This is a genomic window from Pseudomonas sp. AU11447, from assembly GCF_001672555.2.
GTDB lineage: Bacteria > Pseudomonadota > Gammaproteobacteria > Pseudomonadales > Pseudomonadaceae > Pseudomonas > Pseudomonas nitroreducens.
In genome coordinates this window covers 14,114-26,231 of record NZ_LZDG02000043.1, presented here as the reverse complement: position 1 = coordinate 26,231, position 12,118 = coordinate 14,114, and the positions used below count along the sequence as shown (strand labels likewise).

Below are 12,118 nucleotides of genomic sequence, written 5' to 3'. Positions count from 1 at the left end.
ACATGAACCAAATCGCAATTCCTGAGGGCTTCCGCTTCGACGCGCAGCGCCGCCTGGTGCATGAAGACATGATCAAGCCCATCGACAAGACCCGTGACGCCCTGGTCGTCGACCTGGTGCAGCAGGGCCTGGCAGTCCAGGACACCCTGCAGCGCTTCAAGGCAGCAGCCTTTGGCGACATCGAGGCGTTCATTGACCTGTCCGCCGAGCAGTACCAGGTCAAGCTGGGCGGGAAGAAAGGCAATGTCACGCTGATGTCGTTCGATGGTCGGTACAAGATCGTCCGCGCCATCCAGGAAAGCATTGCCTTTGACGAGCGCCTGCAGGCGGCGCGCGCTCTGATCGACGAATGCCTGCAGGAGTGGACCGAGGGCGCCCGCCCGGAGGTCGTCACGCTGGTCAACGACGCATTCCGCACGGACACCAAGGGCGAAATCCGAACCGCTCGCGTGCTTGCTCTGCGTCGTCTGGCCATTGACGACGAGCGCTGGCAGCGGGCGATGCAGGCCATTGGCGAGGCGTGCCAGGTTATCGGCTCCAAGTCCTACATCCGCCTCTATGAGCGGATCGGCGACAGCGACCAATTCCGCCCCATCAGCCTTGATCTGGCGGGGGTGTGACCATGGCCGCACGTAACAGTAAACAGCAGCTCTGCGTCGTCACCTTGGGATACCAGCGCTTCCTGCTGCCTCAGGCGGACGCCCTGAAGTTCATCGACATCATGAGCCGCGCGGCAGAGGTTGAGCGCGACTACTCGGGCGATGCCTTCAAGTTCATCGTTGGCGAAGCGCCGGAGGCCGATCTGTCGGTGGTGCGCCCTGGACAGCTGGTCATGCCCCAGGCTGCTGCGGCACCTGTAACACCGCGCAGTGGCCGTAAGTCTCCGGCCCAGCTCTCGCATCAGCCCTTCCTCCTGGAGGGCAAGTGATCATGGTCAAGACCTATGCCGTGTGCCGCATTGACGGCCTGATCGAACTGCACGACGAGCACCCAGGTGACGGCTACTTCGCCCTCGCCGTGGGCGACCCCATTGTGTTGGCGCGCGTAATCGACCTGACAGCTGAATACGTGGTCGGTCCTCGGGCCTACGGTGTACCCGGCACCAAGCAGGATGCAGAACCGCGCGCCAACCTCGGCGCCATCGCCCGCTACATCCGTGATCTGTCCACTCACGATGCGCCCGGCTTCCGGGCGCTGGGGGTGTGACATGGGACAAGCACCTCTGCTCGATGACATGGACCCGGACAAGAGCATCCGGGACATCATCCGGGACGCCGAGCTGCTCGATGTCGATTGCTTCGACGTCATGCACCTGCAGCTGGACAACGACAAAGAGCTGGTGATGGTCGCCATCACTGGCGAGTACTTGGACCCGGTGGCAAAGGTCCTGGAAGCCCTCCGGGAAATGCGGGAGGCCAAGGCATGAGCAACTCCGTCGAGTTCAACATGCGCCGCGCTGGCGACGGCTACACCGCCACCAGCAAGGGCAAGTCSGCCAGCTGCAGCTGGAGCCGCGAGCAATGCGCCAAGCGCCTGGGCCACAAGCTTTTCCCTGAYGCCGCCCTGCGMGTCGAGTGCATCGAAGACGTGCGCGAAGGCAGCCGCGACAGCCGCTGGCGKATCACTGCRGAGGGGCACTGACATGCACGAGCGTGCCGCACAGCTGATCTACCGGACGCTCTGCCGCGTCGAGGCCCGCCTGGCGCGGCAGGCCCTGGGCATGGACCAGGTGCCGCCAATGCCTGCGGTCCAGATCGAGGAAGACGCCGCAGTCGAGCCGGTCGATGCCTTCGACGAGCCTGCACCGTCGCCCAGTCCGCTCTTGCCGCCGATGGCCGCACGGATCGAGGCGATGGCCAGGCGCGGATGGACGCCKCAGATGGCGGCCCAYGACCTGCGCCTTCATCCCAAGCGGGTGCGCCAGATCGCCCGCGACTATCACATCACCTTTCACTGCCTGCGTTAGGGGGATTCATGGACAAGTTCACTATAACCATCGCCGAAGAGAGCGGCTCGCTCAGCATCTCGATGTCGGGCGACGGCGAGCAAGAGGGTTTTGCCCGAGCTGCTGCGGAGGCCCTCATGAAGTTGGCAGCTGTCGTTGTTCCGCAGGCAGTTGCACGCGCCGCCGCACGGAGTGACTGCCAGTGCGAGAAGTGCAAAGCGGCTCGCGCCGCCAAGGGCCAAGCCCCGACCGAACAGAAAACCACCATCCACTAAGCGAAACCGCCCCGGCCTGGCCGGAGCGGTCTGCCCAGCGTGGTGGCTGGGTACTGAYGAGCAGCCGAGGAATACATGGATCACAGCAAGGCTTTAGACAAGATCAAGAAACTGCTGCGCCTGGCCGGGAGCAGCAACCCGCACGAAGCGGCCGCAGCGATGCGCCAGGCGCGGGCAATGATGGAGAAGTTCGGCCTCGGGGAGGCTGACGTAGCGCTCTCTGACATCTGCGAGCACAGCGCAGCCAGTGGCTCCAAGATGAACCCCGCCCAGTGGGAAGCATCGCTAGCCCATACGGTGGCGCAGGCATACTCCTGCCAGATGCTGTTCATCTCACTGGCAGGCCAGTGGCGGTTCATTGGCGAGATGGCCGAGGTCGCTGGGTACACGATGACCCTCCTGCTGCGACAAGTGCGGAAGGCGCGCCGCGACTACATCACCAGCGAGCTGAAGCGCTGCAAGCCCGCGAACAAGACCAAGCGCGCCGACATGTTCTGCGAAGGCTGGGTGTGGGCGGTCCGCCAGCAGGTCAACCAGTTCGCGGGGCATGCGCAACCATCCGAGGCCACCGAGGCCTACATGCTCAAGCGCTACCCGAGCACGGTGGAAAGTCAGCCCAACGACCGTAACAACAAGAAAGGCAAGCACAGCCAGCGTGACCTGCGCGATGCCAGCAGAGGCATCGACGCGGCGGACGATGTGCAACTCAACCACGGCGTCGGCGGCTCCGCACCGCTGGCCCTGACCGGAGGTGATCATGGCCAAGCCACGCAATGACAAGGTTCGCAAGCAGGACGCCAATCGCCAGCAGCGCCTGCGCGACCGCGAGGTCGCGCACAAGCAGGCCGTAGGGGCGGAAAAGCTCAAGCTTGAAATCTACGCCGGCACTCGCACCGACATAGATGACATGTGCCAGGTCGGGGGGTTCGAAGAGGAAGCGGAGGCCATCACTCTTGGACTCCGCTTCCTGGGCAACTTGGCGCGGAACAAGCCCGAGGCTTACCGTCGCGCCCTCGATCCGAGGAACCTGGTATGAGCAGCAAAGGCCGCCAACTGATCCAGATCGCCCGCCGCCAGTTGGGCATGGAAGACGACACCTACCGGGCGCTCCTGGAGCGCGTAGCCGGCGTGTCCTCGTCGACCAAGCTGACCCCGCGCCAGATCGGCCGCGTGCTGGCCGAGCTGGAGCGCCTGGGCTGGCAGTCCACCGGCAAGGCGGCGGACCGCCCAGCGCCGGAGGTATCCGATGATCGCAAGCGCCTGGTGGCCAAGATTGAGGCGTTCCTTGCGGAAGCAAAGCGCCCCTGGAGCTATGCCGAGACGATGGGCAAGCGCATCTGCAAGGTCGATCAGATCGAGTGGATGGACTGCAAACAGCTGGGCAAGCTGGTCGCGGCCCTGGCCTACGACGCCAAACGGCACGGGCGGCCGGTATGAACCTGGAACAGGTCCGCGAGCAGTTGCCGGAACAGGTGCTGGAAATCGCCCAGCTGGTAGGGATGCCAGCTGCCCTGCGCCTGGTGGGCGAACTGGGCGGCACCACCTGGGACTTTGCTCACGGCTCCAACCGTAACGGTGTGATCAAGGTGGCGGCGCTCGCCGACATCGTGGGAGACGAAGCCGCTGAGCGGCTGACAGCGCGCTTCGGTGGGGATTCGTTTTACATTGCCCGCTGTGACGTAGCGCTGCGAAGGCTACGTGACCTGGAGATACACCGGCAGTTCGATCAGGCCGTGCGCGAGGGTGTCAGCGCCAGGACGGTGGTAGCGGAACTGGCGCGAACTTATAAGCTCAGCGACCGTCGTATCTGGATCATCCTCAAGCAATACCTCCCTGAGGCGTCCGTTCCAACCGGCGACCTCTTCGACTAAGCCCCGCCCTCGCGGGGCTTTGTCTTTCTGCTGAACCCCTTCCTCTAAAGCCCAGCCCGCCGCATCAGCACTATGGCGGCATGAACACTCAGCCGATCAACCACGCCCCCACCAGCCCGCGCGACTACGCCGCGATGGTGCTTGCCGAGTCGAGCTTAGAGCGACGCCGCAGCCTGATGGAGCGCTGTCCCGAGCATTGGCGCGAGCTGGTTGAAGAGCATGTCAGAACCGGCTTTTCACGCATCCAGGCCTACCGCAAGTTCATCAGCGGACGCCGCCAGTCGATGGTCGAAGGCCCGCAGCCGGCACCGCGCCGTGATGACACCAGCTATCGCATCAGCGACTTCAAGAAATCGGCGCCCGAGGTAGGTCAGCGCGAGCTGGCCAAGCTCAAGGCCCTGGTGGGATGCGGCAATGGGAATTAAGGCGCGAGCCCTGGCAGCCGCGCTGCTGATCGCTACGCCCGTTGTCGGCCACTTCGAAGGCCGCGAGCTGGTCGCCTACCTGGATGCCGTCGACAAGCCGACCATCTGCGACGGTTGGACCCGAGGTGTGAAGCTGGGCGACCAGGCCACGCCCACCCAGTGCGACGCGCTGACCCGCAAAGGCCTGGAGGAAGCCGCCCAGGTGTTCGGGGCTTGGGTGCCCCAGGACGTCATCGACCGGCTTCCAGCCAAGACCATCGCCGCCTTCCTGTCCTTCATCTACAACGTCGGCCCCGGTGGKCCKGGCGTGAAGGACGGATTCGTCTGGCTCAAGGGCGGCACCCACTCAACCATGCTGCGCGAGCTGCAGGCGGGCCGGATCGCCCAGGCCTGCGCGCAGCTTYCCAACTGGACCCGCGCTGGCGGYKCGCAACTTCGCGGYCTGGTCCGTCGACGTGCGGCCGAGCGCGAACTGTGCGAGGCCGACCTGTGAGCGTCTTCTTCAACCATGTGCCAGCCCGCGAGCTGGGCACCACCTTCACCCACTACGGCCTGTTCTGCGGTTGCGTGCCGGTCTACCTGGGCGCCCTGGACACCGATTGCCCGAGTGTGGCGGCACGCAATGGTGTGCCTGAGTTCGCCCTGGACGTGGCGGAAATGGTCTTTGGCGCCTGCTGCCTGGTCCTCTCCGTGGTCAATCCAGAGTTTGAGCCGACCTATCCCTTCCGCGTGACAGGGAGGATCAAGCCTTGAACCTGAACCTCTCTCGCTGGATCGCGCCGGTCGCTGTCCTGGTGCTCTTCGGGGTGGCGCTCTACTGCCTGGGGCTTCGCCTGCAGGCGATGCAGGACACCGCTCGGACTCAGGGATACGCCACGGCGCAGGCCGAGGGAAAGGCCGCCCTGGAGCTACAGCAGCGCAAGCACGCAGAGGCAGAAGCCAGCAGAGCGCTGCAGGCGGAAGCGGATGCCAAAGCCAGCGCGAAACGAGAGGCCGAACAAGCCGCCCGAGCTGACCGCCTCGCCGCCGACCTGGCCGAGCAGAAACGCCAGTACCGCAACACCACCGACCGACTCTCTGGAGAGATTGCCCGTGTYAACGACCTATACCGGGATGCGCTCGATGCCCCGCCTAAGCCTGTGCCTGCTTGCGTGCTTACTCGYGGCTGGGTGCGAATCTACGACGAAGCAACCGGAGCCCGARTGCCAGCCGCGGTTGATCCCGCAGGAGCTGCTGCGCCGGCCAYMGCAGGCGACCCCGCTGAGCARCTCCCCTCAGGCGTCGACCAGCGCGCCGTCCTGGCCCACCACGTCCGCTATGCCGAGCAGTGCCAAGGCACGGCCGCTCAGCTGGACGCTCTGATCAACGTCCTGGAGGGCCATTGATGGCAACTGAAATGATCGGCTGGGCAATCACGCTGCTGTCCACCTTCGCCGGGATTGTGGTCGGCCTGGTCCGACTGCTGCTGTGGCAGTTCGAGAAGCGCCTCTCCGAGAAGTTCGCCGCCCAGGACGAGGCTCGCCGCGAAGCCGGCGAGCACTGGGAGAAGAACTTCGCCAAGGTCCTGGAGCGCCAGGACAAGGACGCGCTGGCGGTGCAGCAGCTGGAGCGCGCCTTCCTCAACTTCAAGGCCGAGCTGCCCATGGAGTACGTCCGCCGTGAGGATTGGGTACGTGGGCAGTCCGTGATCGAGGCCAAGCTGGACGGCTTGGCGCTCAAGTTTGAAAACATCCTGCTCAAAGGAGCGCGCAATGATTGACCCCGCCAAGGCCCGTCGGGAATCCCTCCGCTGGTTCATCCTGCTGACCCTCAACACCTCGCGYCCTGTGGACCCGCACGAARCCGTCGTGCTCTCCACCATCCAGGGCATCTACCCGGACGCCACGCCGCTGGAGCTGCGCAAGGAACTGGACTAYCTSMAGGACCGCAGCCTGGTCACRCTGGACAAGAAACCCAGCGGCCAGTGGATTTGCGGCCTGACCCACTACGGCGTGGACATCGCCGAATACACCATCGACTGCTTCCCTGGTATCGCTCGCCCCGAGAAGTACTGGGGCAACGGGAGCGCCTGACATGCCGCCCCGTTCGAAGGTGAAACAGTTGCCGCCCGAGATGAAGGCTTGGCTCGACCAGTACCTGGTCGACACCAACTTCTCTGGCTACGAGGCGCTCTCGGCCGAGCTGGAGACGCGCGGCTACAGCATCGGCAAGTCTGCTCTGCACGCCTACGGGCAGAGTTTCGAAGACCGTCTGGCAGCGCTCCGAGAGTCCAGCGAGCAGGCTAAGGCCGTGGTCACAGCGGCCCCTGATGATGAGGGCGCCGTCAACGAGGCGCTGATGCGCCTGGTCCAGGATCACCTGTTCAAGCTGCTGATGGCCTCCGAGGGCAAGCTGGACCTGCCCAAGGTGGCGAAGGCCGTGGCCGAGCTGGGCCGCGCGTCTGTCGTGCAGCTCAAGTGGAAGGCCGAGTTCCGCGACCGAGCCGAGGCAGCTGCAGCCAAGGTCGACAAGATCACAACCAAAGGCGGCTTGAGCGCCCAGGCGCGCGACGAGATTCGTCGGGAAATCCTAGGGATGGCATCGTGAAGCTCAGGCCTGCACAGACTCCTGAGCCGGAACGCTCGCCGCTCGCTGACATCATTTCCCAGGGCACGGTGGTGGACGTACCGGCTGTGCTGCTGGGCTACCAGCAGCGCTGGGCCGGAATTCGTGCCCCGCTCAAGGTCGGAGAGAAGTCGCGTCGTATCGGCCTGACCTGGGCAGAAGCGGCCGACAATGTGCTGGTGGCCGCCAGTTCAACCAGGGCGGGAGGTATGAACGTCTATTACCTGGGCTACAACCAGGACATGACGGTTGAGTACATCCAGGCCTGTGCCATGTGGGCGCGCGCCTTCAACTATGCGGCCGGCGAGATCGAGCAAGGCATCTGGGAAGACGAGGACCCGGACAAGCACATCAAGACCTTCACCATCTCCTTCCCCAGTGGCTACCGCATCGTTGCCCTGACCAGTCGACCCTCCAACCTGCGGGGCCGCCAGGGCGTTGTGGTGATCGATGAGGCCGCCTTCCACCCCGACCTGGCTGAGCTGCTCAAGGCTGCCTTGGCCTTGCTGATCTGGGGCGGCGAGGTCCACGTCATCAGCACCCACAACGGCACGGACAACCCTTTCAACGAGCTGATCGACGAGATTCGCTCGGGCAAGCGCAAGGGCGAGTTGTTCCGTTGCACCTTCCGTGAAGCGGTTGAGGATGGCTTGTACAAGCGGGTGTGCCTGCGCAAGGGCATCCCCTATGACGCGGCCAATGAAGCCGAGTGGGTCGCGGACGTTTACGGCTTCTACGGTGACGCGGCCAACGAGGAACTGGATTGCATCCCCAGCCAGGGTGGCGGCACTTACCTTTCGCTGTCGCTCCTGGAGAAGCGCAGCCGAGCCGGTGTGCCGGTGTTGCGCCTGGCTTACCCCGTGGGTTACGTCACTACGGATGAGCAGTTGCGCCTGGCGGACAGCTGGGCGTGGTGTGAGCGCGAACTTGCGCCGCTTTTGGCACAGTTGCCCCGCACCGTCTGGAGTTTCTACGGCATGGACTTCGCCCGCAGTGGCGACCTCTCGGTGATTGTGCCGCTGGTGATGGAGCAGGACAGCCGCAAGCGACCACCATTCCTGGTCGAGCTGCGGGGTGTGCCGTTCAAGCAACAGGAGCAGATTCTGTTCTACATCGTCGACCGCCTGCCGAGCTTCATGTCAGGCGCTCACGATGCCCGTGGTAACGGCCAACAACTGGCCGAGTCGGCCGCGATCCGCTACGGCCACAGCCGAATCAGCCAGGTCATGCTGACCGAGGGCTGGTATCGGGACAACATGCCCGGCCTCAAGGCAGACCTGGAAGACGGAAGCCTGTACGACCTGCCCAGCGACCGCGACTTTATCGGCGACATGCGGGCCTTCAAGATGGTCCGAGGGGTCGCCCGCATCCCTGACCTGCGCAGTACCGAGGCCGATGGCGGCAAGCGCCACGGTGACGCCGGTATTGCCACCGCCCTGGCGCGTTTCGCCAGCCGCATGGAGATCGAGCAATACGGCTACGACGCTGTGCGCCCCTCCAACTCCGACAAATTCGACGACGATCACCAGCCCTCTGGCTGGGGCGTTAGAGGTGTTCTGTAATGGCCGACTCTCCCATTCTTGATAGCGCTGGACGCCCAATTCAGAAGGTCAACATCCTGGACGAAGTGGTTCAGGCCAGCGTTACCGGCGTGCGCCAGGCCTGGTCGACAGACAGCATCTCAACCAGCATCGACCCTGGCCGGCTGCGCGCCATCCTGCAGGCGGCCGCCCAGGGCGATGCGCGGGACTACCTGACGCTGGCCGAGGAAATGGAAGAGAAGGACCCGCACTATGCGGCGGTCCTGGGCACGCGCAAGCGCGCAGTATCTGGCCTGTCCATTGCCGTTGAGCCCGCCAGCAGCGATCCGCGAGCGGAGGAAATTGCCGACGCGGTGCGCCAGCTGGTGGACGCGCCGCAGTTTGGCGACATGCTCGACGACCTCCTGGACGCCGTCGGCAAGGGATACTCGGTGGTTGAGCCTCTGTGGGAGTACCGCAGAGAGAAGCTTTGGCCCAAGGCCTACAAGCACCGTGACCCGCGCTGGTTCCAGTTCGACCGAGAGACTGGAGAGCGGCTGCAGCTGCTGCAGCTCGATGGCTCCCTGGCCGAGCTGCCTCCTGACCGCCTTCTGATCCATACACCACGGCTCAAGTCAGGCCTTCCCATCCGGGGCGGTGTGGCTCGCCTGGTCGCCGTGGCGTTCATGTGCAAGGCGTTCGGCCAGAAAGACTGGATGCGCTTTGCCGAGCTGTACGGCATCCCGTTGCGAATCGGCCGCTACGGCCCTGGTGCGAAGCCTGACGACATTGCCGTGCTGCGCCGTGCCGTGGCCCAGCTAGCCGCCGATGCGGCAGCGGTGATGCCGGACGGAATGAAGATCGAGTTTCAGGAGATCGCCAACGCGGCGGGTGGTGCCGATCTGTTCGAGAAACTGGCCGAGTGGCTGGACAAGCAGATCAGCAAGGCCGTCCTGGGTCAGACCATGACCACGGATGATGGCTCTAGCCAGAGTCAGGCGAACGTCCACAACGAAGTACGCAAGGACATCCTCAAGGCCGACGCCAAGCAACTGGCCGCCACGGTCAACCGCGACCTGGTGCGCGTGTTCGTCGACCTGAACTTCGGGGCGCAGGAGGAATACCCACGAGTTGTACTCCAGGTAACGGAGCCCGAGGACCTCAAGGTACTTGCAGACGCGCTCGGCCCCTTCATCGACCGGGGGCTGCGTGTTGATTCTGCTGCGATCCTGGACAAATTCGGCCTTGCGGCACCAGAGAAAGGGGCCGAAGTGCTGCGTCCCATCAATGACCAACTGATGTCGCAAGCCCTCAACCATGAACAGACCTGCAGCTGTCGCGGCTGCAGTAGAGAGCGCCTGGCCCTGAACGCCCAGCAGCTGCAGCGCGACGAACTAGACCAGCTGGCCGACGACGACCTGAGCGACTGGGTGCCGCTGATGCGCCCGGTGCTCGATCCCATCCAGGCGCTGGCCGACAAGGCGAAGGACTTCGACGAGTTCAAGGCAGGGCTCGCCGGGCTACTCGATGAGATGGACCCGGCCGAGCTGATCGAGGCGCTGGCATCGGCAAGCTTTAAGGCTCGCGCCCTGGGCGATGTGAGGGACGCGCTTTGACGACGACTCAGCCCCAGGTTCCAGTGCCAAAGGARGCGCTAGATTGGCTGCGCGCCAAGGGCATCAAGCCYRGCTTTGACCAYCGCGACGTSTTCCAGGAAGAGCACGCCACCATMTTCACGGTGGCCAAGGCCATGAAGCTGGACATCCTGGAGGCGATCCGCGCCGCCGTGGACGAGATGGTCCTGGACGGCCAGGACTTCAACACCTTCCGCCGTGAGCTGCAGCCGATCCTGGTCAAGCTCGGCTGGTGGGGCAAGGCCGACCTGCTCGATGCGCTGACGGGCCAGACCCGAGAGGTGCAGTTGGGCAGCCCGCAGCGACTCCGCGTCATCTACGACACCAACCTGCGCACCGCCAACGCGGCGGGCCAGTGGGACCGCATCCAGCGCACGAAGAAGACTCAGCCCTATCTGCTCTACCAGCTCGGCCCCAGTCGGCACCACCGCGAGCAGCACCTGGGCTGGGCCGGCATCCTGCTGCCTGCAGACGATCCGTTCTGGCAGACGCACTTCCCGCCCAACGGCTGGGGCTGCAAATGCTGGGTGCGCCAGGTCAGCCGCCGAGAGGCCGAACGCCTGATGGCCACCGGCAAGTACCTGACCGAGGCGCCCACCGGCAAGCTCCTGGAGTTCATCAACCAGCGCACCGGTCAGGTGCTCCAGGTGCCGGAAGGCATCGAGCCTGGCTGGGCTTACAACCCCGGAGCGGTGCCCAGGCTGAAGCAAGCAGAACAGCTCCTGGAAGAGAAGGAAAAGGCGTCCACCATCCTGGCGACACCGGGAACGCCCAGGAAATCGCGCAGGCGCGACGATCAGTAATGAGGCGAGGCGGATGTATTCAGGCGATGTGTTTGCGCGTCCTGCGCAAATCTAACGGCGGTCTAACGGTTAATGGAGGTGGATGTGGAGAGGGTAACTGATGAACAGCTACTAGATGCGGTCTGGAGGCGGCAGATTGAAGTTACGGCCAGAGGGGCAATCACCCGCTATATAGGGGGCCTCTACGCCATCAGTGGCGACAGCTGGCGACGCTATGGGCAGGAGCTCCACATAATGGATCGCGACAAGTTGGGGATTTCGTTGAGTTGGGGACATATCCGCCGCCGTCTAGTCAGACTCATTGAAGCCGGCAGAATCGCCTGGGCCACTTCCCAATGCACGTTCTGGATCGACTCCCCTCGGATGGAAGAGGCTTATCAATACGCCACTGCCTGGTGGACTGCTCGCGGAGTGCCCAGCGGGTATGACGAGAAACAGAAGTGTATGCGGACTGTGAAAATTCCAGAACCTGCTGCTGAAGCTCTGCAGAACACACTGAGCGCTGAGCTGCTGGCTCGATTTGGAGTGAGGGAGGGGAACCGCTGATGACTACCAACATGACTCAGGTCGAGCACTTCAGTGGAGTCTTGCGAACAGACTCCAAAGGCGAGCAGTGCGCCAAGTATGTGCTGGCCAGCGAATACGACCGGCTCGCGGCAGAGCATGAGACCTTTCGCGTCAGCTCGGGCATCAAGCAGGCGAACCTGGAACTTGAGCAAGAGCGTTACCGGTACGCCCTGATGCGTATAAAGGAGATGGACCTTCTGTTCGGCCGGTACATTCTGGCCATGCGCTCGGCCGTGATCGAGATGGACCACGGCGCTGGCGCAGAATCTGCCATGGCTTGGATCATCAATAGCCTGGTTGGCCCCGGCGAGCTGCCGCCAGACAGCGAGGTTGATGCACAAGGCTACTTCGACCGGGAGATCGCCGTGGTGGATAAGGCGCTGGCCGATGTATTCGACTTCTTCAAGGCGAATCGCCAGCCTCCTGGGTGTGGATCGACCCGTATCCCTTCCTAACTTGCTGAACCCCTTCCTC

22 protein-coding genes and 1 other RNA gene are annotated in these 12,118 nt (G+C 64.0%); all 23 read left to right on the top strand.

Annotated elements, in window-relative coordinates; all coding sequences use genetic code 11:
* The first annotated feature begins 2 nt into the window (after positions 1-2).
* The 23 genes from A6723_RS13540 to A6723_RS13425 all read left to right on the top strand — a co-directional run bounded on the left by A6723_RS13540 (position 3) and on the right by A6723_RS13425 (position 12,099).
* On the top strand, positions 3-620 hold the full coding sequence (locus tag A6723_RS13540) for a DUF3164 family protein (protein ID WP_064979745.1): 618 nt from the start codon (positions 3-5) through the stop codon (positions 618-620).
* A gap of 2 nt (positions 621-622) precedes the next feature.
* Positions 623-928, top strand: coding sequence for a hypothetical protein (locus A6723_RS13535; RefSeq protein ID WP_064979744.1), 306 nt, complete (start codon positions 623-625; stop codon positions 926-928).
* A 2-nt stretch (positions 929-930) separates the two neighbouring features.
* On the top strand, positions 931-1,206 hold the full coding sequence (locus A6723_RS13530) for a hypothetical protein (protein WP_064979743.1): 276 nt from the start codon (positions 931-933) through the stop codon (positions 1,204-1,206).
* A 1-nt stretch (position 1,207) separates the two neighbouring features.
* A complete protein-coding gene (locus A6723_RS13525) occupies positions 1,208-1,426 on the top strand; it encodes a hypothetical protein (protein ID WP_064979742.1) in 219 nt (72 codons plus the stop codon).
* Positions 1,423-1,641 (top strand): hypothetical protein, encoded by a 219-nt coding sequence (locus A6723_RS13520; protein WP_064979741.1) that lies wholly within the window; start codon positions 1,423-1,425, stop codon positions 1,639-1,641. Before A6723_RS13525 ends, A6723_RS13520 begins: the two co-directional genes overlap by 4 nt.
* A 1-nt stretch (position 1,642) precedes the next feature.
* Entirely contained in the window at positions 1,643-1,966 is a 324-nt protein-coding gene (locus A6723_RS13515; protein ID WP_064979740.1) for a hypothetical protein, read from the top strand.
* Between the two features lie 8 nt (positions 1,967-1,974).
* Complete coding sequence (locus tag A6723_RS13510) at positions 1,975-2,220, top strand: hypothetical protein (RefSeq protein ID WP_064979739.1); 246 nt, start codon at positions 1,975-1,977, stop codon at positions 2,218-2,220.
* An RNA gene (locus tag A6723_RS13505) (hammerhead ribozyme type II) lies at positions 2,219-2,290 on the top strand. The genes A6723_RS13510 and A6723_RS13505 overlap by 2 nt, the downstream gene beginning before the upstream one ends.
* A gap of 5 nt (positions 2,291-2,295) precedes the next feature.
* Positions 2,296-2,997 (top strand): DUF2786 domain-containing protein, encoded by a 702-nt coding sequence (locus tag A6723_RS13500; RefSeq protein ID WP_064979738.1) that lies wholly within the window; start codon positions 2,296-2,298, stop codon positions 2,995-2,997.
* Positions 2,978-3,256, top strand: a complete 279-nt coding sequence (locus A6723_RS13495; RefSeq protein ID WP_064979737.1) for a hypothetical protein — start codon at positions 2,978-2,980, stop codon at positions 3,254-3,256. Before A6723_RS13500 ends, A6723_RS13495 begins: the two co-directional genes overlap by 20 nt.
* Positions 3,253-3,657 carry a gp16 family protein gene (locus tag A6723_RS13490; protein ID WP_064979736.1) on the top strand — a complete coding sequence of 135 codons (405 nt, stop codon included), beginning with the start codon at positions 3,253-3,255 and terminating at the stop codon, positions 3,655-3,657. The genes A6723_RS13495 and A6723_RS13490 overlap by 4 nt, the downstream gene beginning before the upstream one ends.
* Positions 3,654-4,091: a Mor transcription activator family protein gene (locus A6723_RS13485; RefSeq protein ID WP_064979735.1), complete on the top strand. Its 438-nt coding sequence runs from the start codon at positions 3,654-3,656 to the stop codon at positions 4,089-4,091. The genes A6723_RS13490 and A6723_RS13485 overlap by 4 nt, the downstream gene beginning before the upstream one ends.
* An 80-nt stretch (positions 4,092-4,171) precedes the next feature.
* A complete protein-coding gene (locus A6723_RS13480; protein ID WP_064979733.1) occupies positions 4,172-4,516 on the top strand; it encodes a hypothetical protein in 345 nt (114 codons plus the stop codon).
* Positions 4,506-5,009: a lysozyme gene (locus A6723_RS13475; RefSeq protein WP_064979731.1), complete on the top strand. Its 504-nt coding sequence runs from the start codon at positions 4,506-4,508 to the stop codon at positions 5,007-5,009. The genes A6723_RS13480 and A6723_RS13475 overlap by 11 nt, the downstream gene beginning before the upstream one ends.
* Positions 5,006-5,269, top strand: coding sequence for a hypothetical protein (locus A6723_RS13470; protein WP_083192847.1), 264 nt, complete (start codon positions 5,006-5,008; stop codon positions 5,267-5,269). Before A6723_RS13475 ends, A6723_RS13470 begins: the two co-directional genes overlap by 4 nt.
* The gene (locus A6723_RS13465) at positions 5,266-5,901 is read left to right on the top strand and encodes a hypothetical protein (protein WP_064979730.1); all 636 of its coding nucleotides are present in this window, start codon (positions 5,266-5,268) and stop codon (positions 5,899-5,901) included. Before A6723_RS13470 ends, A6723_RS13465 begins: the two co-directional genes overlap by 4 nt.
* Positions 5,901-6,275 (top strand): hypothetical protein, encoded by a 375-nt coding sequence (locus A6723_RS13460; protein WP_054906978.1) that lies wholly within the window; start codon positions 5,901-5,903, stop codon positions 6,273-6,275. The genes A6723_RS13465 and A6723_RS13460 overlap by 1 nt, the downstream gene beginning before the upstream one ends.
* Positions 6,268-6,588, top strand: coding sequence for a hypothetical protein (locus A6723_RS13455; protein WP_064979727.1), 321 nt, complete (start codon positions 6,268-6,270; stop codon positions 6,586-6,588). Before A6723_RS13460 ends, A6723_RS13455 begins: the two co-directional genes overlap by 8 nt.
* Position 6,589: 1 nt before the next feature.
* Complete coding sequence (locus A6723_RS13450) at positions 6,590-7,102, top strand: DUF3486 family protein (protein ID WP_064979725.1); 513 nt, start codon at positions 6,590-6,592, stop codon at positions 7,100-7,102.
* A complete protein-coding gene (locus A6723_RS13445) occupies positions 7,099-8,682 on the top strand; it encodes a hypothetical protein (RefSeq protein WP_064979724.1) in 1,584 nt (527 codons plus the stop codon). The genes A6723_RS13450 and A6723_RS13445 overlap by 4 nt, the downstream gene beginning before the upstream one ends.
* Positions 8,682-10,256 (top strand): DUF935 domain-containing protein, encoded by a 1,575-nt coding sequence (locus tag A6723_RS13440; protein ID WP_064979723.1) that lies wholly within the window; start codon positions 8,682-8,684, stop codon positions 10,254-10,256. Before A6723_RS13445 ends, A6723_RS13440 begins: the two co-directional genes overlap by 1 nt.
* A gap of 134 nt (positions 10,257-10,390) precedes the next feature.
* A complete protein-coding gene (locus A6723_RS13435; RefSeq protein WP_218188781.1) occupies positions 10,391-11,077 on the top strand; it encodes a phage minor head protein in 687 nt (228 codons plus the stop codon).
* Between the two features lie 545 nt (positions 11,078-11,622).
* Positions 11,623-12,099 (top strand): hypothetical protein, encoded by a 477-nt coding sequence (locus A6723_RS13425; RefSeq protein WP_064979720.1) that lies wholly within the window; start codon positions 11,623-11,625, stop codon positions 12,097-12,099.
* Positions 12,100-12,118: the final 19 nt, after the last annotated feature.